The organism is Sorangium sp. So ce145 (assembly GCF_051525985.1).
GTDB lineage: Bacteria > Myxococcota_A > Polyangia > Polyangiales > Polyangiaceae > Sorangium > Sorangium cellulosum_B.
Window position 1 is genome coordinate 3,289,251 of sequence record NZ_CP150315.1, and the last position, 26,788, is coordinate 3,316,038.

The 26,788-nt window shown below is 72.4% G+C and carries 18 protein-coding genes; 12 read left to right on the top strand and 6 right to left on the bottom strand.

Annotated features, from left to right (window positions below):
* Positions 1 to 39: 39 nt before the first annotated feature.
* Together WMF34_RS12660 and WMF34_RS12665 are read right to left on the bottom strand one after the other, a co-directional pair.
* Positions 40 to 3,684, bottom strand: a complete 3,645-nt coding sequence (locus WMF34_RS12660; protein ID WP_437993447.1) for a PHP domain-containing protein — start codon at positions 3,682 to 3,684, stop codon at positions 40 to 42.
* A gap of 11 nt (positions 3,685 to 3,695) precedes the next feature.
* Positions 3,696 to 5,042, bottom strand: a complete 1,347-nt coding sequence (locus WMF34_RS12665) for a porin (protein WP_437993448.1) — start codon at positions 5,040 to 5,042, stop codon at positions 3,696 to 3,698.
* 211 nt (positions 5,043 to 5,253) lie between these two features.
* Here WMF34_RS12665 and WMF34_RS12670 point away from each other — a divergent pair, with 211 nt between their 5' ends.
* From WMF34_RS12670 to WMF34_RS12685, 4 genes are all read left to right on the top strand, one after another.
* Positions 5,254 to 6,948, top strand: coding sequence for a hypothetical protein (locus WMF34_RS12670; protein WP_437993449.1), 1,695 nt, complete (start codon positions 5,254 to 5,256; stop codon positions 6,946 to 6,948).
* Between the two features lie 231 nt (positions 6,949 to 7,179).
* A complete protein-coding gene (locus WMF34_RS12675) occupies positions 7,180 to 9,240 on the top strand; it encodes a MopE-related protein (RefSeq protein ID WP_437993450.1) in 2,061 nt (686 codons plus the stop codon).
* Between the two features lie 143 nt (positions 9,241 to 9,383).
* Positions 9,384 to 10,019, top strand: a complete 636-nt coding sequence (locus WMF34_RS12680; protein WP_231864807.1) for a hypothetical protein — start codon at positions 9,384 to 9,386, stop codon at positions 10,017 to 10,019.
* A 687-nt stretch (positions 10,020 to 10,706) separates the two neighbouring features.
* The gene (locus WMF34_RS12685; RefSeq protein ID WP_437993451.1) at positions 10,707 to 11,759 is read left to right on the top strand and encodes a helix-turn-helix transcriptional regulator; all 1,053 of its coding nucleotides are present in this window, start codon (positions 10,707 to 10,709) and stop codon (positions 11,757 to 11,759) included.
* Positions 11,760 to 11,813: 54 nt separating this feature from the next.
* On the opposite strand, the gene WMF34_RS12690 is transcribed toward WMF34_RS12685, so the two are convergent.
* Both WMF34_RS12690 and WMF34_RS12695 read right to left on the bottom strand, forming a co-directional pair.
* A complete protein-coding gene (locus tag WMF34_RS12690; protein ID WP_012235080.1) occupies positions 11,814 to 13,199 on the bottom strand; it encodes a KamA family radical SAM protein in 1,386 nt (461 codons plus the stop codon).
* A gap of 231 nt (positions 13,200 to 13,430) precedes the next feature.
* A complete protein-coding gene (locus tag WMF34_RS12695) occupies positions 13,431 to 14,135 on the bottom strand; it encodes a transglycosylase SLT domain-containing protein (RefSeq protein WP_231864809.1) in 705 nt (234 codons plus the stop codon).
* A 213-nt stretch (positions 14,136 to 14,348) separates the two neighbouring features.
* Between WMF34_RS12695 and WMF34_RS12700 the strand changes: the two genes are divergently transcribed.
* Positions 14,349 to 14,834 carry a hypothetical protein gene (locus tag WMF34_RS12700; protein ID WP_012235081.1) on the top strand — a complete coding sequence of 162 codons (486 nt, stop codon included), beginning with the start codon at positions 14,349 to 14,351 and terminating at the stop codon, positions 14,832 to 14,834.
* Between the two features lie 43 nt (positions 14,835 to 14,877).
* Here the strand turns inward: WMF34_RS12700 and WMF34_RS12705 are convergent, their stop codons facing one another.
* Positions 14,878 to 15,891, bottom strand: a complete 1,014-nt coding sequence (locus WMF34_RS12705; protein WP_231864810.1) for a CPBP family glutamic-type intramembrane protease — start codon at positions 15,889 to 15,891, stop codon at positions 14,878 to 14,880.
* Positions 15,892 to 16,098: 207 nt separating this feature from the next.
* Here WMF34_RS12705 and WMF34_RS12710 point away from each other — a divergent pair, with 207 nt between their 5' ends.
* From WMF34_RS12710 to WMF34_RS12720, 3 genes are all read left to right on the top strand, one after another.
* Positions 16,099 to 16,467, top strand: coding sequence for a hypothetical protein (locus tag WMF34_RS12710; RefSeq protein ID WP_012235084.1), 369 nt, complete (start codon positions 16,099 to 16,101; stop codon positions 16,465 to 16,467).
* A 228-nt stretch (positions 16,468 to 16,695) separates the two neighbouring features.
* Positions 16,696 to 18,639 (top strand): biosynthetic arginine decarboxylase, encoded by a 1,944-nt coding sequence (gene speA / locus WMF34_RS12715; RefSeq protein ID WP_012235085.1) that lies wholly within the window; start codon positions 16,696 to 16,698, stop codon positions 18,637 to 18,639.
* On the top strand, positions 18,636 to 19,367 hold the full coding sequence (locus WMF34_RS12720) for a heme exporter protein CcmB (RefSeq protein WP_012235086.1): 732 nt from the start codon (positions 18,636 to 18,638) through the stop codon (positions 19,365 to 19,367). The genes speA and WMF34_RS12720 overlap by 4 nt, the downstream gene beginning before the upstream one ends.
* A gap of 40 nt (positions 19,368 to 19,407) precedes the next feature.
* On the opposite strand, the gene WMF34_RS12725 is transcribed toward WMF34_RS12720, so the two are convergent.
* A complete protein-coding gene (locus tag WMF34_RS12725; protein WP_437993452.1) occupies positions 19,408 to 20,682 on the bottom strand; it encodes a (2Fe-2S)-binding protein in 1,275 nt (424 codons plus the stop codon).
* Between the two features lie 154 nt (positions 20,683 to 20,836).
* Between WMF34_RS12725 and WMF34_RS12730 the strand changes: the two genes are divergently transcribed.
* The 4 genes from WMF34_RS12730 (at position 20,837) to WMF34_RS12745 (ending at position 26,785) form a co-directional block, all read left to right on the top strand.
* Positions 20,837 to 21,454 carry a hypothetical protein gene (locus WMF34_RS12730; protein ID WP_231864811.1) on the top strand — a complete coding sequence of 206 codons (618 nt, stop codon included), beginning with the start codon at positions 20,837 to 20,839 and terminating at the stop codon, positions 21,452 to 21,454.
* Complete coding sequence (gene nadD, locus WMF34_RS12735) at positions 21,438 to 22,100, top strand: nicotinate (nicotinamide) nucleotide adenylyltransferase (RefSeq protein WP_012235089.1); 663 nt, start codon at positions 21,438 to 21,440, stop codon at positions 22,098 to 22,100. Before WMF34_RS12730 ends, nadD begins: the two co-directional genes overlap by 17 nt.
* Entirely contained in the window at positions 22,097 to 22,975 is an 879-nt protein-coding gene (locus WMF34_RS12740; protein ID WP_012235090.1) for a DUF2520 domain-containing protein, read from the top strand. Before nadD ends, WMF34_RS12740 begins: the two co-directional genes overlap by 4 nt.
* A 270-nt stretch (positions 22,976 to 23,245) precedes the next feature.
* Positions 23,246 to 26,785, top strand: coding sequence for a sigma 54-interacting transcriptional regulator (locus WMF34_RS12745; RefSeq protein ID WP_437993453.1), 3,540 nt, complete (start codon positions 23,246 to 23,248; stop codon positions 26,783 to 26,785).
* The last annotated feature ends 3 nt before the right edge of the window (positions 26,786 to 26,788 follow it).

The following is a 26,788-nucleotide window of genomic DNA, read 5'->3' on the forward strand; positions in this document are numbered from 1 at the left end:
GGGCGCGTCCCACGCAAGCGCGCTGCCGGGGACCGGCGTTCAGTCGTCGCGGCGGGTGAGCGCCGGGCGACGATGGTCGCATTTGCCGGGGATCGGAAAGCCGCAGACCGCCTCTTCCGTCAGGCAAACCTGCTCCGCGGGACATTGCTCCGGATCGAGGGCGCCGGGATCGCAGGGACGAGAGCAGAAATCGGGCCTCGCCAGCGGGGCGTCGTAGCGGCCGTTGCCGTCGACATCGATGGTGATCGGGTTGGTGATCGCGTAGGGCGGGACCGGCGACCAGTCGGGCACCGTCGGCGTGGGCGCGAACAGGGCGCTGAGCGCGGGGATCCGGCCGAACGCGTCGCCGGCCAGCCGGGAGAGCTGGATCTCGCCGAAGGGGACGTCCAAGGAGACAGGGCTCATGAGGTTCCTGTCCTCGAGCCCCATGGCGATGATCACCACCCAGGAGTCGCGATCCGGCGCCGTGAAGGTGACCTTGCCGCGCACGTCCACGATCGCGCTCGGCGGCATGGCCGGCTCCAGCAAGCGGACCATCCCGCCGTTCAGGTAGATCTCCACCCGATCGACGCCGAACCAGCTCGCCGTCTGGACATCGAACAGGAGCTCGAGCGATTCCCCGGCGCTCGCCGCCGCCACCTCACCATACGTCTTGCCGCGGATCGTCGCGCGGATGAAGGGGCCGTACGTCGCGAAGGCGTGCGCGCCCCGCAAGCTCTCGACCGCGGCCGGCGTCTCGAGGGCGGCCGGGGAGTCGGTCGCGCTCCGGAAATAGGTCCGCGGGAAGCCCGGCTCCTTCGACCCGTCGTGGCTGTCGCTGCTGGCGATCTGCGCCGGGGCGAAGCCCCGCTCGAGGTAGCGGAAATAGTCGTCCACCTGGCCCGCGCGGTACGTGCACGGCGCGTCCCGCGCGTCCTCGGGGACCGGATCGTCGCCGAGCGCCGCGGGCCCGCAGAGATCCTGGCTGTCGGAGGTCGTTCCGGAGAAGCCCCAGTCGTTCGCCTGCTCGTCGGGCGTCCGGGCGAGGATGCGCTTCATCAGCGCCCACGCGAGCTCGGTGCGGGCGCGGCGCTTGCAGTCGGAGACAGCGACAGCGATGGCGGCGGCAGCCGCGCCGACGCCGGGGGCGCCGCCCGGCGCGGACGCCGCCGCGCACGGCGCGCGCAGCCAGCCCGCCACCTCGGGGCACGCGGCCTCGATCTCGGCGGCGCTCCCGGCGGCGTTCAGCCGCGCGAGGCAGCGGTTCCAGTCGACGACCTCGGCTACGCTCGGCGTGCGCACCAGATCGAACCGCTTGCCGTTGATGACCTCCATCGCGTCGAACGCGCAGCTCGCGGTCCGGAAGACGGGGTTGTTCTCCTCGAGGAACGTCGGCGTCCGGCCCATCGTGTACGTGTCGACGCCGAGCTGGTCGATGTAGCCGAAGAAGCCGTCGCGCGGGTGCGCGACGATGGTCAGCGGCGCCACGGTGCCGTCGCCGGAGGCCCGGATGGCGTCGAGGATCGCCCCGCCGGGCTCGCACGTCCAGTCGTGCGCCCCGTGGCCCGGGACGTCGAGCTCGTCGTACCCGAGCGGGAACCCGATGAAATGCCCCTGCTCCAGCGTGGTGATCCCCGCCCCGATCGCCGTGGCGAGGTGAGGCGCGAGCCCGAGCGCGCGCGCCGTCGGCTGGTAGTCCGTCTCGACGTCGTGGTCGGTCGACACCGCGAGCTCCACGCCCTCCGCCGCCGCCGTGGCCACCCGCCGCGCCAGCGCCATGCCGCTGTCGAAGCTCGGCTCGGAGTGGAGGTGCATGTCGGCCGACATCCACCCGCTCGTGTCGACCTCGCGCACGAGCGTGGCGTCGAGCTGGAACGTGCGGCCCGGCGCGAGCGTGACGTCGCGCTCCACGTAGATGCCGTACTCGATGCCGCGCGACACCGTGATCTGGTATCGCCCCGGCTCGATCTCGACCTCTCCCTCGCCGGTGGCCGTGATCTCGACGGCGCGGTTGCCGTTGCCGAGCCGGCCGTCGCCGAGGTAGACCCTGCGCCGGCCGTCGCCCGGGAGCCTCCGCCCCGCCTCGTCGAGCGAGGCGAAGGCGAGCTTGGCCGGCACCCGCTGGCCCGCCTCGTCCGCGACGCGGTAGCGCACCCTCGCCGGCGCGGGGAGGCGCGGCGACAGCTCGACCTCCTGTCCGGCCCGCAGGCTCACCCGGACGGGCGCCGACATCGCCGTCCCCGCCGCGTTCCTCGCCACGAGCAGGTAGCTGCCGGGCGGCAGGGCGCCGCGGAAATCGCCGTCCTCGGACGGGTCGAGGCCGAGATCCGCGTCGATCTCGTCGATGAGGCCCACGTCGCCGCGCGCCTCGCGGTTGGCCGCCACGAGCTCGTCCAGCGAGGCGAAGGGCCGCGCGGGATCGGGATCGGCGAAGACGAACACCCGGGCGTTCGGCGCGGCCTCGAGGGTGTCCTCCCACAGCACGTGGCCGCTGACCGCGCCCGTCGCGGTCCCGCGGAGCCGGTGCATCACGCCGGTCACGCTCGAGACGTCGCCGTCGCCCACGGCGAGGTAGCGCTCGTAGCTGAACGCGCGGTGGGCGTCGCACGCCGCGTCGTCCTCCTCGCTGAACAGGCACGATCGGCTGGCGGACACGAACGCCGTCGCCGCGCTCGCGAAGAGGGGCACGTTGACCACCGATGGCGCCGCGCCCTCCGCCGCCTTCGTGAAGTAGCCGTAGCTGACGTCGCCGCCCGCCGCGGCCACGAAATCGAAGGTGAGCGGCGCCTGGAAGGAGTTCCGCCCCGCGTTCCATGCGTCCTGGACCGCCGTGTCCTCGTCGAAGCCCGCGCCGGGCGCGAAGACGTCGTTCTGGTTGCCGAAGAACACGAAATCTCCGGCGACGATGCCGGCGCGGCGTGACGACGCCTCCTGCGCGGCCTCCGGCGGATCGCCGAGGACGCCCCCGAACACAGAGACCGGGGCCGTGGCGTTGTCGAGCGGCAAGACGTCGCTGCACGCGCAGGTCAGGCAGCCGCCCGGATCCTGCCGGTACCCGTTCGGGCACGGCGCGCAGCTCCTCTGGGGCTCGCAGCCGGGCGGCTGCCTGTCGTCGAGCAGGAGCACCGTGCGCACCGTCACGAACCGATCGCCCGGGTGAAGGAGGTAGTCTGTCCGGAAGCGGATCCTGGAGCGGACGCCGGGGAAGAAGAGGCCGAGCAGATCCTCCTGCGCCCGGAGCAGGCCTATCGCCTCGAACAGGAACTCTCCGTCTCCCTCGACGCGGATCCCGGCCTCCGCGCCGTCGGAGCCGTCCGCGAGCACGGAGACGTCGGTCGCCGTCGGGTCGGGCACGATGAGGTTGGCGAGCGAGAACATCTCCGCGAACCGGTCCCGCCCCTGTCCGCCCTCCTCGCCGATCCGCCCGCGCCGCCGGTCGACGTCGACGATGGCCCCGCCGAAGATCCCCGGCCCAGGCGAGTCTCGCCCGCCCAGGATCGCCACGCGGATCTGGTCGTTCTCGAGGAGGAAGTCGCCGATGTCCGCCATCGCCACCGGGCCGCCGACGAGCTCGGCGCGCTGCTCTATCCGCTTGGCGCGGAGCAGCCGATCGCCCCCGCAGCTCGGCAGCGCGGGGGCGGCGAGCGCGGCGGCGGCGAGCGGGACGAGCGCTACCCGGGTGAGCCAGCGGTGGGGTCGCCGCACAGCAATCTCTCCTACAGCGAGAGCTGGAGTTGCAGGAGGAGCACGTCGTTCGAGAGCGACAGCCCGCCGAGCTCCTCCCGGTGCGTGACCTCGAGCTGCGCCTTCACCAGATCGTCGTATGCATGGTAGCTCGCGCCGCCGGTGAGCACGAGGTTGTCCCCTTCGTCGTCGATATCCAGGTTGGGGTCGATCCACTCCACGCGACCCGAGACACCGAGCTTCCGGGCGATGAGCATGTAGCCTGCCTCGAAGACGAGGGCGAGCGACGAGATCGAGGTGATCTGCGCGATCGGCTGGGTGGGCACCGCCTTGGGGCTCGCCCCGGTCCAGAGCACCTCGCCGAGCGCGTGAAGCCCCGCGGCGTGCACCAGGACATCGGCGCTCGCGCCGTAGAGCGTGCGCGCGCCGCCGTCGCTGAAGAAGCCGTCGGCGCCGACCCCGAGGCGGAAGGGCGAGCGGGCGACGTCCTGGAGCGCACGGCCGAGCGGGCCCCGCGGCTCGGTGGCGACCCGGCCGGCGACGGCGATCCCCTCGAAGCGGTTGCCGAAGGGGGCGAGGCTCTCGGAGGGACCTGCGTAGAACTGATCCGAGCGCTGGAAGGCGTTGTAGACGCCCGCGTGACAGCTGAAGGCGCGGTCCTGGAAGTGCCCTTCGGCCTGGATCCCGACCTGCGTGAACGGGGCGATCGCGCGGACGGCGAGCGGCCGCTCGGCGAGGGCGCCGTCGCCGGCGCCGGTCATCGCCGAGCGAGAGAAGGGCACGGTGCGCGCGCCCGCGATCACCTCGATCGCGCGCGCCGCCGTGACGCCGGCCCACGCCTCGTGGATGCGCGCCGTCCCCTCGTCGTCCCCGGCGAGCTCCGTCGAGATGGCGAACCGCACGAGCCCCGCGACGTCGCCGCGCAGCCCGGCGCGGACCCGGCGCAGCCGGAAGCCGGGCCGCTCGGCGCTGTCGCCGGCCTGGCCCAGCGCGTCGTCGCCCACGTAGGGCGCGGCTTGCAGCGCGAGCAGCGCGATCGGCGCGATCTCCAGCGGCCCGAGCGCGACCCGCACCCGCTCCCGGAAGCCCGGCGACAAGAGATCGCCGCGGTCGCCGCGGTCGCCGCTCGCGGGCGCCGGAGACGCCGGCGCTGGCGCCTCACGCGGCCGCGGCTCCCGCGCCTGCGCGCTCGCCCGAGCGGCCGGCGCCGCCGCGCCTTCCGGCTCGGCGGCCGCCTCGACCGCTTCTGCCTGCGCGTCGCCCGGGCTCGCGACCGCGGCGGCGGGCTCCTCTGCCGCGGGCTCGGGCTCCTGCGCGCGCGGCGTGGCGGCGGCGAGCAGGACTGCGGCGCCGCCTGCGACGCGAGCGAGGTGCCTCATGGATTCGAGTCTCCTGGAGGGCTGCGTGGAGCGCCCCGTGCCGCTCCGGCTGGCCAGTGGTCGTCACCTCGTGCCGTGTCCACCCGGCGAGGTGCCCGGGAAACTAGAGGAAGACACGCGGCGCTGCAATCCGCGCGGCGCGCTGTGCTAACGCTCGCGGCCTGCCCGCTCGTCGCGCAGCAGCGGAGGGAAGGGGAGCGCCACACTTCTCATGGAAATGCCCGTTTCGAGCCCGCCCGACAGCGATCCCACGCCCCGGGCCGGCGCGCCCGCCGCCTCGCCGCCTCGACCTCCCGGCGCAGAGGCGCCTCCCGCGGTCGGGAGCGGGGATCGCTGGCCCTGCGACAGGGCGTTCGCCGCGACGTTCGTGCTCCTCGCCGTCGCAGCCATCGTGCCGATATGGCGGGTGCGGTTCCTGCCGCTGCTCGATCTGCCGAACCACCTCGCGGCCGTCCATATCTGGCACAGCTTCGATGAGCCGTGGACGCGCTTCAGGGACTTCTACGAGCTCAGCCTCCGTCCGGCCCCCTACGGCGCCTATCACATCCTGACGCACGTGATCGCTTATGGCGTCGGCCTCGAGAACGCGAATCGCGTCGTGCTCTCCGGTTATGTGCTCGCCATTCCCGCGGCGGCGCTCGGCTGGGCGCGCCAGACGCGGCGCAGCCCCTGGCTCTCGGTCCTCACCTTCCCGCTGGCCTTCACCCTCTCCTGGGCGTGCGGCTTCCTGCCGTTCCTCGTCGGCGTCGCGCTGCTGCTCGCCGGCGTGCTCGCGCTCGACGTCTACCTCGATCGGCCGAGCCCCTTGCGCGGGGCCGCCGTCGCGCTGCTCAGCGTCGGCTGCGGCCTCAGCCATCCGCTCATCCTCTTCGGCTATTACGTTTGCGTCGCCGTGCTGATGCTCTGCCACCTGCCCCGGTGGTCGCGGATTGCCGTCGCGCTGCCGCTCTTCGCGCCCGCCGTCGCGCTCGTCCTGTGGCAGCTCGTCGCCTTCAAGAGCCCCATGGTCGATCTGCGGAGCGGCCCGCGGTTCCAGGGCGTCTGGGTGACATGGCACGAGATGCTCCGATCGTTCCCCGAGTACACCCTCGACTCGGTATCGGGCGATCTCGACACCCGCCTCTTCTGGGTGCTCCTCGCGGTGGCGTCGCTGCTGGGCCTCTCTGGCATCGCGCGCGTCGCGCGCGTCGCGCGCGTCGCCCGGCGCTTCCTCCCTGGCCGCAGCCTTCCCGCGCGCGAGCCAGCCGCGCCTGCCGGCTCGCTCCTCGACCGGCTGCACCGCCATCGCTCTCTCGCCCTCTGCGCCGCGATGGCGATGTGCTATTTTCTCGTGCCGCTGCACCTGGCTCGCCCCTTCGACTGGTGGTTCGTGAGCGGGCGCTTCTCGCCGTTCATCTGCTTCTTCGGCTTCCTGGCCATCACGGCGCCGCTCCAGGGCCGCTCGCGCCTGCTGATGGCCCCCGCCGTGGCGGCCGCGCTCGTGCTGCCGCTCCACCTCTCGGAGAAATATGCGCGCTTCGACGAGCGGGTCGCGCCGTTTGCCCGGATGGTGGAGCGGATCCCGCCGGGCGCCGAGGTCCTCTTCTTGACGCTGCCTCCACGGACCGATGAATCGCTGATCATCGAGGGCACGAACCACTTCTCGTCGTGGGTGCAGATCATGCACGGGGGCTTCAGCGCGGACGGCTGGCACAACGTGGGTTTCCCCTTCACGCTGAAGCGTCGCCTCCCCGCGCCGCCGTCGAACCGCGGTGAGTGGTTCAAGCCGGATGTCCATGGCGTCGCGTACGATTACGTGATCGTCCGGAACGAGCGGCCGGATAAACCGCTGTTCACCGCGGCGCACCGCTCGTTTCGCCGGATCGAGCGCGACGGCGCCTTCACGCTCTACGAGCACACGCGTTGAGCGACGCCCCGGTCGCACCTCCGCGCGGCGCGGCCGAGCGCGCCGCGGTCGTGTGTCGCGCGTCGCAAAGCGCGCCGTGGTCGTAGGCGCCGCGTCGATGACGTGACGTTCGGGCGAGGCGCCTCATCCCCGCCGATCTGCCGTCGTTCCAGGCACCGACCGGGTAATCTACGATCCTTGCGGTCGGCCACCCCTCGGGGGCGTCGCGCCGAGGAGGGGAGCCGCTTGCCGATGTCGACAAGAACCCGCGCAGTCCGTCGCCGCCCGCTGGCCTGGAGCGGAGGGCTCGCCGCCGTGGTCGGGCTCGCGCTGGCGTCCGGCGTGGCGCCGTCCTGCGCCGGCGCGGCAGGCCCCGACATCCCGCGAGGCGCGGGAAGCGAGGGCGCTTCCGGCTGCCCGGCCGACTGCGCCGCGGACCCGAGCTCCCCGCTGTGCGACCGGGAGACGGGCGACTGCGTGGCCTGTCTGCCTGGCCCTCTGGCGTGCCCGTCCGGTCAGTACTGCGATCCCGAGGCGAAGCGCTGCCTTTCGGGCTGTGAAGCCGAGTCCGACTGCGCGGCTCCGCTCACCTGCGATCCCGCGAAGCACGCCTGTGTCGCCTGCGTCGTCGACGGCGACTGTCCCCTGGGCGCGCTGTGCACCGGAGAGGGCGAGTGCGTTCAGGGCTGCTCGGCGGCGCACCCGTGTGAGAGCGGCGCGGCGTGCTGCGATGGTGTCTGTCGGGATCTCCGGACGGACGCGCTGAGCTGCGGTATGTGCGGTCGCGCCTGTCCGGAGCTCTCGCACGCCGGGATCGGCTGCGTCTCGGGCGCGTGCGCGCTCATCGCGTGCGAGGACGGGTTCCTCGACTGCAACCGCGACCCGGCGGACGGGTGCGAGCACGACGAAGCAGAGCGCGGGCCCTGCTCGTGCGCGCCGGGCGACACGAGGGTGTGTTACGAGGGACCGCCGGGCACCGAGGGGGTCGCCCCCTGCGCGCCAGGGGTCTCCACGTGCAGGCCGAGCGGCCTCTCGTGGGGGCCGTGCCTCCACCAGGTGCTGCCGGCGCTCGACGTGTGCGCCGACGGTGTCGACAACGACTGCGACGGCACCGTCGACAACCCACCCGATCAGGACGGCGACGGGTGGACGATCTGCGACGGCGATTGCTGCGACTTCCCGTCGGACGGGTGCGGCGCCCCGGCCCTCGTGAACCGCGGCGCGTTCGAGGTGGCGGGCAACGGGATCGACGACGATTGCGACGGCGTGGCAGACAACACCGCGCCTTGCGACGCCGGGCTCGCGAGCGACTCGCCGACCGCGCTCGATTACGCGAAGGCGATCGACCTGTGCGTCACCACGACGGCGAGCCCGCCGTCCAGCTCGCGGCGAACGTGGGGTGTCCTCTCCGCGAGCTTCCACCGCGCCGACGGCACAAGCGCGCCGGCCGCGGCCCAGCGATCGATCCGCCAGGGCTTCGGCTCCGGCATCACGCCGCTCCGGGGCGCGCGGCTCGCGGTGCTCTCGACCGGCGTCGCGGCGGCCGAGGCGGCGCCGAACGACACGAGACCGAGCTTCGCCCCGTTCCAGGGTGGCCAGGACATGGGGACGTCGAGCAGGGTGCCCGCGGACTGGCTCGACGCGAACGGCGACAACCTCCCGAACGCGCCCGGGTGCCCTGGCCCGCAGGGCGGCGCGACTGCCCACGATCCCGTGATGCTGAAGCTGCGCGTCCGCGTGCCGACGAACGCGAGCGCGTTCAGCGTCTCGACGTTCTTCCTCTCGTCCGAGTATCCGGAGTGGGTGTGCAGCCGGTTCAACGACTTCTTTCTGGCGCTCCTCGACTCGACGTTCGAGCCCTTTCCAGGCGAGACGGCGAACCCGGCGGACGGGAACCTCGCCTTCTATGACCCGCCGCCTGCCGGGGGGCCGGTCTACCCGCTGGGCGCGAACCTCGCGTTCGGCGGCACCGGGCTCTTCACCCAGTGCGTGAACGGGCCAACCGGGTGCGGCGACGGCGCCATCCCCGGCACGACGACCACCTGCACGAGCATCACCCAGCTCCGTGGGACGGGGTTCGATGCCACGAGGCCGCCCGCCCACGTCGGCGGTGACCCTGGCTGGTGCGGATCGAGCGACCTCGCGGGCGGCGGGACCGGATGGCTGGTCATGAACGGCAATGTCACCCCGGGTGAGATCATGGAGCTGCGCTTCGTACTTTGGGACACCGGCGATCCCTGGAATGATTCCGTGGCCCTCCTCGACAACTTCCAGTGGTCGACGTTTGCCTCGACGCCCGGCACGCGCGAGTGAAGCGCCGCGCGGGACGATGGCGCGCGACCGCAGCGGACGGACGGCGACCCGATTACACTGCGCGGCGCACAGAGGACCGCGGCACGCATCCCTCGGCCTCGCGCTCGTCAGGAGCGCTTCCGATGATCACCCAAGGAGACTGCATGAGGAGAACGATCACGCCGCTCGCGCTGTTGCTCGCGAGCCTGTCTTTCGCCACGCTCGGCTGCGATAGCAAGGGGAGCGACGCGACGGCCCCCGGAGCGGTGGCCGAGGGCAAGCCGACCGAGAGCGCCGCGCCTGCGGCGACGACGGCCGCGCCGGCGGCGACGGCGGCCGTGCCGGCCGCGGCGACCGCCGAGCCGACGGCCGCTGCGTCGGCCGCGCCGGCGGAGACGGCCGCGGCGACCGCCGAGCCGGCGGAGACGGCCGCGCCGAAGGCGACGGCCGCTGCGTCTGCCGCCGCGGCCGCGGGGCCGGCGTCGACCGGCGCCGCGCAGGCGGGCGAGAAGAAGTTCGAGTGCGGCGCGAAGGGCCAGAAGATGTGCCCGATGCAGGCCTGGATGAAGAGCACGATGGCCTCCGCGACCTCGAGCGGCGACGCCGCGAAGATCGCGACGGCGCTGCAGTACGTGGCCAGCAAGCCGCCGCCCGGCATGGGCAGCTGGGTGGCGATCACGAAGGCCGGCATCGCCAAGGCGAAGGCCGGCGACGTCGACGGCGCGAAGGCGAGCTGCAAGCAGTGCCACGACCTCTACAAGGAGCAGTACAAGAAGACGATGCGCGATCGTCCCTGGTGAGCCGCCCGCCGGCGGCGCGGCGGAGCCGCTCCGGCTCGCGCCGCTCGCCGCTGCGTCCCCGCGGCTCGCCGCGGCGAAATTCCCGTAACCCAACGACATTTTTGAGGGCTCACGGCGCCGTGGCGAGCGCTGAGCGCCGCTTCCAGGAGCGCCGCGAGCGTCGCCGCCGCGCGCCCGGTCGGCGATCGCTGCTCGGCCGGCGGGGCGCGGGACAAACATCTTGGACGGGAGGGGGTGATGCGATACAGCGCTGAGCTGATGGCGCGCGCTGTTCGCACAGGCCCTGGGGGTGCCCATGCGCCTGCCACCGCGTCCACTCGCGCGCGGGGGGCCGGCAAATCGAGCGGGGCAGCGGGTGCTCCGCGCCCGCGCGGCGGCCAGGCCGCCGACCCGTTCTCGAGCGGCGCGACGCCGCCCTCGAAGCCGCGCGCGGGCGCGGCGCCGCGGCTCACCGGGGACGCGGCCCTCGACGTCAGGTCGAGCACGGCGGCCCCGAGCGCGCGCCCTCCAGCGGCCCCGTCCTCGCCGAGCGTGCGCCCTCCAGCGGCCCCGTCCTCGCCGAGCGTGCGCCCTCCAGCGGCCCCGTCCTCGCCGAGCGTGGGCCCTCCGCGGGCGGACGCGGGTGCTCCTGCGGCCGCCTCGAAGAGGCCTCCTCCGCCGGACGACGACGACGATGACGATGACGACGTGCGGGGCGGCGCGCAGCGCGGCCGGCCGCGCGGCCCGTTCACCCAGCACCGGCGGCTCGACTCGCTGCGCAGCCTGCTGCAGAAGCACCCTGCCGGCCTGACGATCTACGATCTCGCGCGCGAGCTCAACGTCACGCCGCGCTCGCTCCGGCGCTACCTTGTCGAGGTCAAGCGCGAGCTCGATCTCGTGTCGGTCGCCACGCGCCCCGGGGGCCCTCGCCTCTGGCGGCTGTCTCCGAGCGAGGCGCCCCGGCGCGTCGAGGTGCGGCGGACGCAGGCGTACGCCCTGCTCGCCGCCCGCCGCCTGTTCGAGCCGATGCGCGGCTCGACCCTGTTCGAGGAGATCGACCTCGCCGCGCAGCGCCTCCTCGGCGTCGCGCGCAGGCCCGGGCGCGGCCCGAACGCCGGCGTCGCCGACGCGCGGTTGGAGGAGCGCTTCCTCTATCTCCCGTTCGCCCCGAAGGACTACGCCGCGCGCACCGAGGAGCTCGACGACCTGTTCCAGTCCGTCGCCGACCTGCGCCCCCTGCGGTGCCGCTACCGCCGCTCGCGGGACGGGCGCGAGGAGCGGGTGCTCATCCACCCGTACGCGCTCGTCCTCTACAAGGACGCGATCTACTGCGTGGGCCTCCACGTGGGGCGCGGCGAGGTGCGCACGTTCCTGCTCGATCGCATGCGCGACACGGAGTGCGCGGTCACCGAGCGGTTCGAGCTGCCCCCGGATTTCTCCATCGACGACTACTTCCAGGGCCAGTTCGGCATCTGGCGCGGGGGCGAGCCCCGGCGCGTCGTGATCGACTTCGACGAGCGCGTCACCGAGTTCGTGCGGACGCGCAAGGTGCACCCGTCTCAGGAGATCACGCCGCTGTCCGGCGGCGGCGTCCGGCTCACGATGCTCATCGGCGACATGACGGAGCTCGCGACGTGGGTCCTCGGCTTCGGCGAGACCGCGCGCGTCGTCGAGCCGCCCGACCTCGTGGACCGCGTGAAGCGCGAGCTCGCCGGCGCGCTCGCCCGCTACGAGGAGCCGCCGTCGCCGGCCGAGGCCTAGCTCCGCAGTCCAGCGATCCCGGGTGGGATCCCTGACCCACGGAGCTGGCCCGCCTCAGCGCGAGGCCTGGAGCGCCTCGTCGATCATCTTCTGGTGCTCCGCCGGGTCCGCCCAGCGGGCGCGCCCCTCGGCCGGGAGCTGATCGATCGGATCGAAGTACGTGTACCGCTGCCCCGGCTTGACGCTCGGCGCCTCGAACACCGAGATCCCCGTCGTGCGGTCGTAGTGCTCGAACGAGTGCGCGTCGCGCTTGCCTCCGCCGCCGGGCGCGTCGACGACGAACGTCGGCGTGTTGAACCCGGCGGTCGAGCCGCGCACGTGCTTCTCGATCGTGAGCCCGGTCGCCAGCGTGGTCCGGAGGTCCTCCACGCCGCGGACGAGGTCGTGGATGTAGACGTAATAGGGGTGCACGTGCACGTGCCCCAGGCGCTTCACGAGCAGCTTCATCGTCTCGGGCGTGTCGTTCACCCCGCGCTGGAGCACGGACTGGTTCCTGACCGTGATCCCCCGCTCGAAGAGCTTGTTCATCGCGTCGCGGGTGACGCCCGTGATCTCGTTCGGGTGGTTGAAGTGCGTGTGGATCACGACCTCCTTGTGCAGCTTCCGGCCGAGCTCGACCGTGCGCGTGACCGCGTCGATCCACTCGTCGTCGGTCAGGATCTTCTGCGGCATCACGGCCGGGCCCTTCGTGGCGAGGCGGATGCGCTGGATGTTCGGCATCCTGAGGAGCGTCTCGCCGATCGCGCCGAGCTGCTCCGGCCGCAGGTTGTACGCGTCGCCGCCGGAGACGACGATGTCCTCCAGCTCGGGGCGCGACGCGATGTACGCGTACGCTCGCTTCCAGCGCTCCTCGTCGACCTTGAAGTGGGTCTTCTCGACCTCCTCCGTGTCGATGCCCACCGCGTAGCTGCGCGTGCAGAAGCGGCAGTACACGGGGCACGTGTCGAGCGGCAGGAAGAGCGCCTTGTCGGCGTACCGGTGCGTCAGCCCGGGGACGGGCGCGTCCGCGCGCTCGTGCAGCGAGTCGAGCCCGAGCTTCGGGTGATCCGGCAGGAAGCGCGAGGCCAGCGGGATGAACTGCGTGCGGAGCGGATCGCCGTACGGATCGTTCCAGTCGATCAGAGAGAGCATGTACGGCGAGACCCGGACGCTCATCGGCGCGCGCGCGAAGCCCTCGGTCGCGTCCCGGATGAAGTCGTCCGACACCATCCCGCGCAGCGTGTCGAGCAGCTTGTCGGGGCGGGTGATCGACTTCTTCGCCTGCCACCGGTGGTCCATGAACTGCTCGTCGGTCACGTCGGCGTAAGCCGGGATCCTCCGGAAGTCGGGCAGCTCGAGCAGGTTCGCGTGCTGGAGGGACACCGGGTCCACCGGCGGCTTGAGGGGCGCGATGTCGTGGCTTCGCTTGCTGAGTTCGATGAGGCTCGAGGTGGTCGTCATGTCGTGGACCCTTGCTCGCGCGGAGCAAAGAGAGCGTCGAGGGATGGCCGCGTGCCTGCGCCTACGCGTCTCGGGGCCTGCCCGGGAGAGGCTGCGGCAGCGGTTCCTGAGAGCGTAGCATCGCGGTACCCCGCCCGGGGGCGATGTGCGCCGCTTGTCGCCGAGCAGCGCCTCTGGCGGGCGGGCGGCGGGTTGGCGAGCGCGCTCGCGGTCGGCGGGCGCGCGAGCCGGTCAGGGCTCGATCGATGCGACCGTGGTGTCCCGGGTGGTGCGGTAGCGCGCGTAATAGGTCCGGACGCGCGTCACGTAGGCCTGGGTCTCTTCGTAGGGCGGGATGCCGCCGTGCCTCATGACGGCCCCTTCACCGGCGTTGTAACCGGCGATGGTGAGATCGAGATCTCCGTTGAAGAGGTTGGCCAGGATGCGCAGGTACCGCGTTCCACCGAAGATGTTCTCTCGCGCGTCGAACGCGTCGCGCACCTGCATGCGGAGCGCGGTCTCTGGCATCAGCTGCATCAGCCCCTGCGCGCCGACGGGCGAGACGGCCCGTGGATCGTAGTCGCTCTCGCACTTGATCACCGCGCGGACGAGCTCCTCGGGGATCTGATAGAGCGCGGAGGCCTGCCGGATCCACGCGTCGTAGCGGCTGAAGCGCTCGAGCGATTTGTCGCTCGGCGCGACGGGCGTCACCCCCGCGCGCGTCGTCGAAGAGCGGCGCCCGTCGCCCTTGATGTACAGCTTGAACCGCGCGTCGCCGGTGGGGCGGTTCGCGAAGTGCACCGTTCCATCCGCGTCGGTGTACGTGAAGATGTCGGCGAGCGCGCTGCCCGGGTGCAGCGCGAGGACGGCGAGCCCGAGCGCGGCGGCGAGGGCGCGCAGGGGCACGCGAAGGGAAGGCCCGGAGGTCGACGGGGCAGGCATCTCTCGGTTCAGCATAGGTTGCGATCGTCCGCTCGCGCAAACCGCACCGTATCGGCGGAAATCGTGCCGGTGGAATCGGAGGAAGCTGAAGCTGAATTGGAGAGCAACGCTTCGGGCCCGCGCCGTCATCCCGAGGACGGCGTCGTGAGGCGATCCGGCGCGCCGCGCCCCTGTGGTGGAAGCTCGGTCTGGTGAGCACGTCCCGGGCGCTGTAGTAAGGCGGGCGCCATGGAGATCGGCTGGCGGCATGTGCTCGCGGGGGTTGCGGCCCTCTTCATCCTGTTCCTCGTCGTCAAGATGCGCCCTGCCCGGCGGCGCCGGGAGGCGCTGAGCGCCGAGGTGCAGGCCGCGCGGGAGCGCGCGCGGCGCGCCGCGACCCCGCGCGAGCGGGCCGAGGCCCTGTGCGACGCTGGCGTACAGGCGATGCACGGCGGCCGCCGCGTGACAGCGGCCGTGGGGTTCTTCGTGCGCGCGATGCGCGCCGACCCGACCTCGGCTCGGGTCATCGAGCTCGCGAGCGGCGCGCTGGCCAGGCAGAGGCCCCGGCTCCTCGAGAAGATCCTCTGGCGGAGGCTCGCGGTGCTCCCCTGGGACGGCGAGCACCGCGACGCGGTGCGCGCGGCCGCGGGCGGGCTGGAGGCGCTCTACCGGCGCGGGATCCGTGACCGCAGCCGGGCGGAGATCATGCGCAAGCTGACCCGGACGCTCGGCTGAGCCCGCGGCGCGAGGGCGCGCTGCCGGCCGGCCGGCGAAGACGTCACATCCCCCAGAACGATCGCGGCAGCGCGCCGCGGTTCGACAGCGCGACGAGGTCCATGAGCAGCGCGATCGTGACGTGGACGAGGAAGCCCGAGTAGATGCTCTTCGTGCGCATCGCGAGCGAGCCGAGCGCGATCCCGGCGACCACGGCGCCGGCCGCCTCCAGGTACGGCTTGCCGAAGTGGATCATGCAGTAGGGGACGATCATCGCGAAGATCGCGCCGGAGCCCAGCGTGTGCCGCAGGCCGGCGAGCCAGAAGCCGCGGAAGAAGATCTCCAGCGCGAAGAACTGGGCGAAATACATCGTCTCCCAGGCGATGAGGTCGAACCAGGAGCGGGAGGACTGCTTGTAGAACGGGTAATAGGTCCCGAAGTCGGGCGCGCTCGCGACGACGAACACCGCCGGGACGACGACGGCGAGGCAGAGTAGGTAGATCCACGCGTGCTTCGCGAGCCCCCGGACGCGCAGCCCCATGTCGAGCAGGCTGTCCTTCGGGAAGCAGGCCTTCCACGCGACCATCGGGATGGCGACGTAGCCGAAGACGCGGGTGAACGACCACCAGACGTAGCCGTAGAGCTCGTCGTAGCGGCGGAGCGAGATGGGCAGCAGCGTCCCGGCCGGCGAGAGCGACTGAGCGAGCTCGATCTCGCGCAGCCACGGCCGGATGTGCTCGTCGTAGACGGCGCGGCCGCCGTAGTACTGCTGCAGCATGAGCACGACCGCGGTGATGGTGAACAGGACCGCGGGGCGGCGGTCGTAGCCGCCGGCGGCGAGGGTGCGCCGCTGGTGCTCGTGGGCCTCGACGTCGAGCTCCCGCCAGGTGCGCCGGAAGAAGAGCCAGAGGACGGGCGCGAGCGCGATGAACGCGACGACCGGGAACAGGGCCTTGAGGACGGTGCTCCCCAGGGCCGACGAGGGCGCGGCGAGGCGGGAGCCGACGTCCGAGAGGGGCGGCTTCAGCGGCCGGAGCCGGTCGACGTGCGCCACGAGCCAGCTCCCCAGGTTGAGCATCGGCGCGCCGTGTACCACGATCCGCGGCCCAGCACAGCGGCGACGCTCGCGCGCCGCGGGATCTCGACCGCCGCCGGCGCCGCCCCTCCGCAGCGCGGCCTTGCGGCGCCCCGCCATGCTCTGCTAGATCGCGCCCCTCTTCAAAGCCGCGCGAGTCATCTCGCGCATGTCCGGCGCAGGCCTCGCCTGCCCGTGGGAGTCTCAGCAATGGCCAGCAAAAATCCGCTTGCGATCGTGAAGGAGCGCTTCGGCGACAAGGCGAAGCTCGTCGAGGCCGTGAAAGGGTTCGCGACCGAGGACCTCTGGCTCGGGCGCGTCAGCTCCGATCGGGGCGGCACGAAGGGCCTGGATCACGTCTCGAACGCCAAGCTCCTCCGCCTCCACGCGACGTTCAGCGTTGTAAAGGAGAAGTTCGGGACGCGGGCGAAGCTCATCGACGAGACGTTGACCGTCCTGAACCGGTCGAAGGACCAGGGGTACAGGAAGCGCCTCGAGGCGTACCCCGTCCCGCGCCTCTACGATCTCTACCAGTCGGCCTCGAAGCGGGCGAAGGCGGCCTCGAAGGCCCAGGCCTGAGCGCGCGCTGCTCGGAGCCCCCTCCCACCGGTTGTGACCGGGCTGCCTGCCCTTGAAGGTCAGGCGTTCCTATCGTAATGAGCCGCGTCGCCAGCGCGCGGCCTCCCGCCGTCCTGCGTCGGACCGACGATCTGACGTCCCCCTGATGAGCCAGAAGCCCCCTCCTGGGGGCCCTCCCAGATAAGGTGTTGGCGCCGCCGGCCGCGGCGCCCGCCAAGGAGAACGACCGTGAGCAGCGCGCACGAGACCGAGACCGACGTCTGGACGACCGAAGACGCCAAGTCGCTCTACATGATCGACCGCTGGGGTCGTGGCTACTTCGACGTGAGCCCGGACGGCAACCTCACGGTCGCGCCGCTCCAGGAGCGCGGCAGCAAGATCGCGATCCGCGACGTCGTCGACGCGGCGATCGAGCAAGGGCTCCGCACGCCGCTTCTCATCCGCTTCCAGGATCTCCTCCATCACCGGGTGCGGGCGCTCAACGAGGCCTTCAACAGGGCGATCGCCGAGAGCAAGTTTCGCGGGACCTACCGCGGCGTGTTCCCGATCAAGGTGAACCAGCTCCGGGAGGTCGTGGAGGAGATCCTCGACGCGGGAAAGACCTACCACTACGGCGTCGAGGTCGGCTCCAAGCCCGAGGTGTTCGCCGGCCTGTCGGTCCATACCGACCCCGAGTCGCTGATCGTCTGCAACGGCTACAAGGACGACAACTTCATCCGGACTGCGCTGATCGGGCGCAAGCTCGGCAAGAAGGTGATCCTCATCGCGGAGAAGCTCTCCGAGGTGCGGATGATCACCCGCGTCGCCAAGGAGATGAACGTCGAGCCGATGATCGGGCTCCGGGTGCGGCTGCTCACCGAGGGCGCGGGCAAGTGGAAGACGTCGGGCGGAGAGAACGCGAAGTTCGGGCTCTCCACCGCCGAGATCCTCGCGGCGATCAGGATCATGGACGAGGCGGGCATGAGCTCCTCGTTCAAGCTCCTCCACTTCCATATCGGCTCGCAGGTGCCGGACATCCTGATCATCAAGCGCGCCGTGCGCGAGGCGACGCGCTACTACGCGAAGCTCCGCAAGATGGGGCAGCGCATCGAGTACATCGACGTCGGCGGCGGGCTCGCCATCGACTACGACGGCTCGCGCTCGACCTTCCACTCCTCGATGAACTACTCGGTCGAGGAGTACGCGCGCGACATCGTGCACAACATCGCCGACATCTGCGACGAGGAGCGGGTACCTCACCCCAACATCGTCTCCGAGTCCGGGCGAGCGATCGTCGCGCACCACTCGGTGCTGGTCGTCCAGGCGTTCGGCTCGATCGAGAAGACGCCGATGTCGCCGATCGACATCCAGACCGAGGAGCACAAGCTCATCCAGAACCTCCTTTACATCAAGGACAACATCTCCGGGCCGAACCTCGGCGAGTCGTGGCACGACCTCCTCCAGATCAAGGAGGAGGCGCAGAAGATGTTCGAGCTCGGCCTCCTCAACCTCGACGTGAAGGCCCGGGTCGAGATCCTCTTCTGGGAGATCGCCGAGAACATGCAGAAGATCGCGTCGTCGCTCGAGCCGGAGGAGGTGCCGGACGATCTCGGCGAGCTCCGCAAGCAGCTCGCCGACCAGTACATCTGCAACTTCTCGGTGTTCCAGTCGCTGCTCGATCACTGGGCGCTCGGCGCGCTCTTCCCGATCGTGCCGATCCACCGGCTGAACGAGCGCCCCGCGGCCGACAGCACGCTCGTCGACATCACCTGCGACTCCGACGGCAAGGTGAGCAAGTTCATCGATCTCAACGACGTGAAGGACACGCTCCCGCTGCACCCGATCTCGGGCGACCAGCCGTACTACGTCGGCATCTTCCTGACCGGCGCGTACCAGGACATCATGGGCGACATCCACAACCTCTTCGGCCGGGTCAACGAGGTGCACGTCTTCCTCGATGAGGACGAGGAGAGCGGGTACTACATCGAGGAGACGATCGCCGGGAACAAGATCCACGAGGTGCTGGCGCTGACCCAGTACGACAACCGCGATCTCGTGGGGAAGGTGAAGGCCCAGGTGGACGGCGCGATCAAGCAGGACCTGCTCAAGCCGACGGAGGGCATGCGCCTCCTCGCCGACTACGAGCGGGGGCTCAAGGACCAGACGTACCTGAGCCTCACCTCCGCGCCGTGATCTCGGAGAGCACGGCGCCCACGGTCCGCGCGTCGCTCCCCCGGCGCCGGCCCGGCTGGGCGCGCCAGGCGGCGCTCGTCGCGCGGAAGGACCTCGCGATCGAGCTCGCCACGGGCGAGATCGTCACCACGAGCGGGTTCTTCGCGGTGCTGGTCGCCGTGATCGCGTCGCTCGCGTTCTACGCGGGCCAGGACGCGGCCGAGCGGGTCGCGCCCGGGGTCATCTGGGTGAGCGTGGCGTTCGCGTCGGTGCTCGCGCTGAGCCGCACGTGGCAGCGGGAGCGCGAGGACGGCGCGCTCTCGGGCCTGCTCGTGCTGCCGATCGCGAGGAGCGCGCTCTTCGCCGGCAAGGCGCTCGGGCTCTGCGCGTTCGTGATCGCGGTCGAGGTGATCATCATCCCGGTCGCGGCGCTCCTCTTCGCGGTGGATCTCGTGAAGACGGGCCCGGGGCTCGCGCTCTTCTGCCTCGCGGCGACGCCGGGCATCGCCGCGAGCGGCACCCTCTTCGGGGCCATGACCGTGCGCACCCGCGCCCGCGACCTCGTGCTCGCGAGCGTGCTCTTCCCGCTGCTCGCGCCCACGCTGCTCGCCGCGGTCGCGGGGACGCGGGAGCTCTTCGGCGGCGCGTCGATCGGCGAGCTCACCGACTACGTGGCGCTCATGGGCGTGTTCGACGTCGTGTTCCTCGCGGGCGGGCTCGGCCTCTTCGATCTGATCATCGAGGGCTGAGCCGCCGCGCGGGTCGATCTCGTCGCGCGCGCCCGCAGGCTCACGCGGGCGCGCCGCGCGCCGCGAGCACGTCGTCGGCGAGGGTCGTCGCCGCCCGCTCGATGCCGGCGAGATCGAGCGAGGCGCCGGTGCACTCGCCGATCGCCCACAGGCCGTCGCCGGCCTTGCCGCGCGCGTCGACCTGCACCGCGTACCCCGCGCGCGGGTCGATCTCGACGCGCGCGCCCGCCTGCGCGGCGACCTCGAACGCGGGCGCGGCCGGCGCGTCCACCGCGACGGCCACGACCCGGACGTCGCTCGTCGGGCTGTCGGGGGCGAAGGGCGCGTCGCGCACCGCCACGCTCTTCACCCGCGAGATCCCGTTCACCGCGGCGAGCGCGGCGAGCGGGATCCGGACCGCGATGCGGTCGCCGAGGGCGCCCGCGAGCTCGTCGGCCCAGAGGCCCTCGCCCGCGAGCGCGACGGGGCCGGTCGGCTCGACGCCGCACGCGAGGAGCCGGCAGAACGCGCGCGCCGAGAAGACCCCGGGCAGATCGTTGTTCGGGAACGCCGCGACGCCGTCGTGCGCCCCGGTGGCGAAGACCTTGGCGGGCGCCCTGATCACGGTCGCGCCCGCGTCGCCGGCGACCAGGAGCTCGCCGAGGTAAACGCCGGCGGCCACGTGACGGCGGAGCACGCGGACGCCGTCGAGCGGGTATCGCGCGAGGAGCTCCGCCGCGCGGCGCGGCGCGCCGGCCAGCGACCCGCCGGGGGCGAGCCCGTCGTCGACCAGCGCCACGCGGAGGCCGCGCGCCGAGAGCACCGACGCGGCCGCGACGCCCGCGGGCCCGGCGCCGATCACGGCCGCGTCCACGTCGAGCCGCGCGGCGCGCTCGGGGGGGAGGGCCGCGCTCGGCAGCTGCCCGAGCCCCGCCAGCTTGCGCGCGATCGACTGCATGACCCCGGACAGGCCGGGGACGCCGGCCATCAGGTGGTGGTGGTCGATCCCCTGGGGGAAGAACCAGTCGGTCACCTGGAGCAGGTCGGCCTGCCGCGAGCCCACGACGTTCTGCACCTCGATGCGCTCTCCGCCGGCCGCCGGTCGCAGGCAGGTCATCACGTTGGGCACGCCGTCGACCCGCGCGAGGCAGCCGTCGCAGCCTCCGCGCAGGCAGGTCGGCGCCCTGGGGCGGTGCAGCTTCGGGCTCCGCGCGAGCGTCACGCGCCCGGAGGCGATCAGCGCCACGGCCAGGGGCTCGCCCCGCTCCGCCGGGACGTCCGCCCCGTCGAGGGTGATGGTGACCGGATGCTGGAGCGCGCGAGCTCGCCGAAACATGGGCGGACGCTAGCAGACGCACGCCGCGCCGGCAGAACGGGAGGCGCGGGAGGCGCGGGAATCATGGGAGGCAATGGGAGGCGCGGGAAGCGCGCAGAGCGGGCGGAGTGGAGAAGGTGTCCTCACCTTCGCGCGGTGATCTATGCTGTGTCCGATGCGCCTCGGCGTCCTCGGCCCTGCTCAGGGTGATCTGCCCGCGCTCGCTCGCGGCGCGCAGCACCTGCTCGACGAAGGCCACGCCGAGCGGGTCATCTATGTCGCCGAGGACGACGCGCTCGACCGGGTCGTCGTGGGCTGGGCGCAGCGCCTGGTCGGCGCGGACCCGACCGAGGGCGCGCTGTTCGATCGGGCCGCTCGGTGCGCCGCCGCGACCCCGGACCAGATCGACGCCTTCGTGGCGTCCGAGCGCGCTCGGCTGCGCCTCCGGGTGCTGATGAGCCTGCCGTCGGGCCGGCGCACCATCGAGATCCTGGACGGGCGCGTCGCGCTCTTCGTGTTCGACAAGGCGGCGCTCGACGAGGAGGACATCGTGGCGGCGTCGCTCCTCGTCTTCGGCAAGAGCCCGGAGCCGCTCATCAAGAAGGTCGGCTCGCGGACGTTCTTCTCTCCGGGGCCGATCGGCTCCGACGGCGGCACGGCGCTCCTCGACGACGGGCAGGGCGGCGTGCGGATCGAGGTGATGAACGCGAGCGGCGCGGTGACGGCGCGCGAGATCGTGGGCCCGTCCGCCGCCGGCCCCAGGCTGAGGGTTCAAGGTGGCTCGCACGGTTGATGCGCCCGCCCGCGCCCCGGCCGCGCGCGCGCCCGAGGCGCGCCGCGTCGCCATCTTCGGGGGCAGCTTCAACCCGCCCCACGTCGCGCATGTCCTCGCGGCCACCTACGCGATCTCCATCGCGCCGATCGACGAGGTGCTGGTCGTCCCTGTCTACCGCCACCCCTTCTCGAAGGAGCTCGTGCCGTTCGAGCATCGCCTGGCCATGTGCCACCTCGCGCTCGGGTGGCTCCCGGGCGTGTCGGTGTCGCCCGTCGAGCGCGATCTCGGCGGCGAGAGCCTCACGCTGCGCACGCTGGAGCACCTCGCCGCGGCGCACCCGGGCTGGGCGATGCGCCTGCTCGTGGGCGCCGACGTGCTCCCCGATCTACCGAGGTGGCACCGCTTCGACCGCATCGAGCAGCTCGCCCCGCCGATCGTCCTCGGCCGCTCCGGCGCCGTCGCGCCCGCCGCGGAGCGCCTCGACGCGGGGCCGGCCGATGATCGCCCTCACCTGCGCCCCGCGGACGTGGAGCTCCCTCGGATCTCGAGCAGCGACATCCGCCGGGCGCTCGCGGCGGGCGATCTCGAGGCCGTCCACCAGCGCGTGCCGCGCGCCGTGCTGGACTACGTGCTCGCACACCGCCTTTACGGGAGCGACCCATGAGCGAGATGGACAGCACGCGCCCGTCGCCGGTGCACCCGGAGGACAACGCCCTCCTGGAGGTGTTCATCTATGGCGGCGGCAAGGTGGGCCGCGGGCTCGCGCGCGCGATCCGCGACGCTGGGCTACGAGTGACCCTCCGGCCGGCGCGGGACGGCCTGCCGTCGGAGCGCATCGAGGCGAACTTCGTGATCCTCGCCGTGCGCGATCGGGATATCGCGCCGTGCGCCGAGGCGCTGCGCGACCGCGGGCTCGTCGGCCACAGGGACGTCGCGGTGGTGCACTGCGCCGGCGCGCTCGGCCCGGAGGCGCTCGCGGCGGCGCGAGGCGGCCGCGTCTCGGTCGCGCAGATGCACCCGATGATCTCGTTCGCCTCGCCCTCGTTCGCGCCCTTCCTGGAGCGTGGCCAGCTCCACATCGACGGTGATCCGACCGCCGTGCGCGCCGCGCGCTCGCTCGGGGTGTGCCTCGGCATGACGCCGCGCACGTTCCCCGGCCTCGACCGCGTCGCCTACCACGCGGCGGCGGGCCTGGTCGCCAACGGCGCTGCCGCGCTCGCCGCCGCGGGCGTCGACCTGCTCGAGCGCGCGGGCATCGATCGAAGGACGGCGGCCGAGATGCTCGGCCCGCTGCTCCGCACGGTCGCGGACAACGTCGAGGTCCTCGGCGTGCCCGACGCGCTGACAGGGCCGGTGCGCCGCGGCGACGCGGCCGGCGTCGCGCGGCACCTCGAAGCGCTCTGTCGGCTCGCGCCGCACCTCGTACCGTTCTACGTCGCCGCCGCGGCGACGCAGCTCCCGCTGGCCCGCGTCCTGGGCGAAGCACCCGCGGATGCGTTCGATGCCATCCAGCGGGTCCTGGACGGAATACAGCAATAAGACTGTAATTTTCTTATGGTGAGGTAAGCGCCTCATTATATCGAACGGCAGGATCCATTGATACGAGGTCCGGCGGAGAGGTACGCTTTTGTTGCCTTGGGATCCGTTGCCGCATCCTGCGTTTCTTCTGTCATCACGAGCGACTCCGGGGGGTTCCGGGCGCTCGATGAGCGCGTCCGTGATGCCGCGTCGCGTGGGGTGCTCCACGTCCATGGACAGCGGTCGGTCCTGGACGCCGTTTGTTCCCACCTCGCGCGCCGCGCTCGAGGTGTGGGACGCTCGCTGATCTCGGCCGCGCACGCCGCGGATCGGGATCCCTGGCGCGATCTCGCGCTTCGCTGCGCTGTCACCTCTGCCGACCCGGCGGCGGCCGCGCAGGGCATCAGCGCCGCCGCGCAAGGCGCGATCCTGCTGGTCGCCGAGGGAGAGGCCACCAGCTGGGGGAGCCTGGTGCTGGACGAGGTCACGCGACTCATCGCGGAGGGGTCGTGCTCCGCGCTGGTCATCGTGTGCAGCGACGGCGCGATGCGGCCCTGGACGAGCGCGCTCACGATCGACGGCATCGCGTCGCCGGACGATCTGCACCGCTTTTGGGAGGCGTTCGCGGCGGACGCGGAGCGCCGGGTCGTCGCGAAGATCGAGCGGCTCGACGCGCTGGAGGGCTTTTGCTCCGCCGTGCTGGCCGCGCCGCCCGAGCAGCGCCCCGCGCGGCAGCCGCCGAGCCGCGAGGCCGCGCGCCTGCTCGATCGGCTCGCGCTGAGCCGGCGGCCCTGGCCGTCCGCGCAGCTCCGCCAGCTCGCGGCGCGGCGCGCGGAGCCCGGGTTGGGGGACGCGGCGTGCCAGGGGGTCGCCCAGGAGCTCGCCGCCCTCGGTCTGATCGAGGTCGACGATCGAGGGTGGGTCGCCGCGCGGCGCGCGATCGTCGACCCGGCCAGCGTCGACCGCGAGGATGTGTTCGCGATCGCGGAGGCGCTCGAGGAGCAGTCGTCCGACCCGTGGAGCCTCTCGCGCGCGAGCGAGCTCCTCGCCTCGCTGGGCCAGGACGACCGCGCCGAGGCCGCGGCGATGCTCGCGATCTCCTCGGTCGGCGAGCCGTCGGCGCGCGCCGATTTCTGGCAGCGCTGGGCCCGGACGATGCGGGCGCTCTCCGGCGGGAGCGCCGCGTCGGGCGAGCGGCTGCTCCGCGCGGCGACGCTCGCGCTCCGGCTCGGCGACATCGAGTTCGCCATCGACTTCTCGTCCGCGGCCCAGCGCGAGCGGGAGACGTTCGCCGCGCTGCTCGTGCGCGGCCGCGCGACGAGCGCGCGCGGCGACCTCACGACCGCCGCGATGGTGCTCTCGCGGGCGCTCTCGCTCGCGGCCACGCCCGAGGAGCGGGCGCGCGGCGCCGTGGAGATGGCGGAGCTCTGCTGCAAGACGGGCGACCTCGCGGCGGCCAAGGCGCGCGCCGAGGAGGGGCTCGCCGGCGCGGGGGAGATCGCGACGCGCCTCCAGGCGCGCAACATCCTCGGCAAGCTGCTCCTCGCGCAGCAGGCCTGGGCCGAGGCAGAGCTGCACTTCGCGGCCGACGCGTGGGAGGCGGCGTGCGCGGGCGAGCACGTGAGCGAGCTGCGCGCCCGGCTGAACCGCGCCATCGCGCTGCTCTCCAGCGGCCGTCTCGACGAGGCGCGCACGATGCTCGCCGGCGTGCTCGAGGAGGGCGAGCGGCGCGGCGAGCGCGCGGCGACCGGATATGCGCTCACGAACCTCGCGGTCATCGCCCACCTGAAGCACGAGTACCCGGAGGCCTTGCGCCTCTTCGAGCGCGCGATCGAGATCTTCCGGAGGATCGGCGACAAGGTCGCGCTCGTGAACCTCATCACGAACCTCGCCGAGATCCGGCTGCAGCTCGGGCTGATCGAGGAGGCCGAGCAGGCGCTCGCGTTCGCGCGGAAGGCCTGCGGCCACGTCATCCCCGGCGTTCGGATCACGCACGTCGCCTACGTCGCGGCGCAGATCCACCTCGAGTGCCGCCGCACGGTGGACGCCTGGTCCGAGCTCACGGCCGCCTTCGCCTGCGGCGCCGGCTCGAAGCTCGGCGAGTGCTACGCGGTCGCCGCGCGCATCGCGCTGCACGACGGCGACCTCCTGCAGGCCGGTCAGATGATCCAGCGGGCGCGCGCCGAGGCGACCTCCGACCGGCACCGCGCCGAGGTAGCCCTCCTCGAGGCGATGTGCTCGCGCGCCGCCGGCGCGCCGTTCGGGCAGATCGCCGCGGAGGCGCTTGCGCTGTCGCGCCAGGCCCACAGCCACGAGTGCGCCCTGGAGGCGCACGTGTTGCTTCACCACGCGTCGTCCGCCGGGGACCGCGCGTCGCGCGCCCCCGAGGACGAGCCCACGGCGGCGCGCTCGCACCTGGAGGCGGCGATCGACCTCCGCGATCGCATCGCCGAGTCGCTCCCGCCCGAGATCTCGCGCAAGTTCCTCGCGCGCCGGAGCTTCGCCGAGCTCGCCCGTCTGGAGGCGTGCGCGCGCAGCGCCGCCGAGGCAGAGCCGAGGGGCTGCGAGCTCTGCGGCTCCAGCGCGTGCGCCGGGTGCGCCAGGGGGGCGGCTCGCGCCCCGAGGCCGGCGAGCGCGGGCCCCGCGATCAAGCGGATGGTCGGGACGACGCCGGCGCTGCTCAGCCTGATCCACCAGATCGAGAAGGTCGGCGCGAGCGACGCGACCGTGTTGATCCATGGCGAGAGCGGCACCGGGAAGGAGCTCGTCGCCGAGGCGATCCACGAGGTGAGCGCGCGGCGCGCGGGCCCGCTGATCAAGGTCAACTGCGCCGCCCTGGTCGAGACGCTGCTGCTCTCGGAGCTGTTCGGCCACGAGAAGGGGTCGTTCACCGGCGCGGCGTCGCGCCGTCGCGGGCGCTTCGAGCTCGCCGAGGGGGGAACGCTCTTCCTCGACGAGATCGGGGACATCTCGCCGCGCACGCAGGTCGCGCTGCTCCGCGTCCTGCAGGACAAGACCTTCGAGCGGGTCGGGGGTGTCACGCCGCTGCGCGCGAACGTGCGGATCCTCTGCGCGACCCACCGCGACCTGCGCGCGATGGTTGCCCGGGGCGAGTTCCGGGAAGATCTCTATTACCGGCTCCGGCAGGTCGTCCTGGAGGTCCCCGCGCTGCGCCATCGGCCGCGGGATCTGCCCGCGATCGCGGCCGCGATCCTGGAGAGGATCGGCGGCGAGCGTGGCGTGGCGCCGAAGCGCCTGTCCAGCCGGGCCATCGAGGCGCTGTCGCGGCACGCCTGGCCGGGGAACGTGCGCGAGCTCGAGAACGCCCTTCGCGCCGCGGCGATCTTCGCGGACGGCGAGGTGATCGATCTCGAGGATTTCACGACGAACGTCGAAGGGCTGCGGGAGCTCGACGCCGCGGAGCTGGTGAGCGCTCCGATGACGCCGAGGGCTGGCATGCATCCTGCTTTCGAATCGTCCAGAGAATCGTCCAGAGAATCGTCGAGAGAATCATCGAGAGAGCCGTCCAGAGACGCGCCCAGAGAGCCGTCCAGCGGGCCACGCGCGTCGGCGCCCGATCCGGCGACGCTGGTGGCACATCCCCCGTCGATGCCTGTGGATCGCACGCCGCTGGAGCTCGCGTACGCTCATGTCCGCGGAGGGGTCAGCCTCAGCGACATGAAGCGCGAGATCGAGCGCGAGTGCGTTGCTAGGGCGCTCGACGAGAGTCGTGGGAACATCACACGCGCCGCCGTGCTCCTGGGCATGAAGCGCCCGCGGCTTTCCCAGCTTGTCAAACAGTATGGCTTTGGCGGGACTTCGGAGGATTGAAGT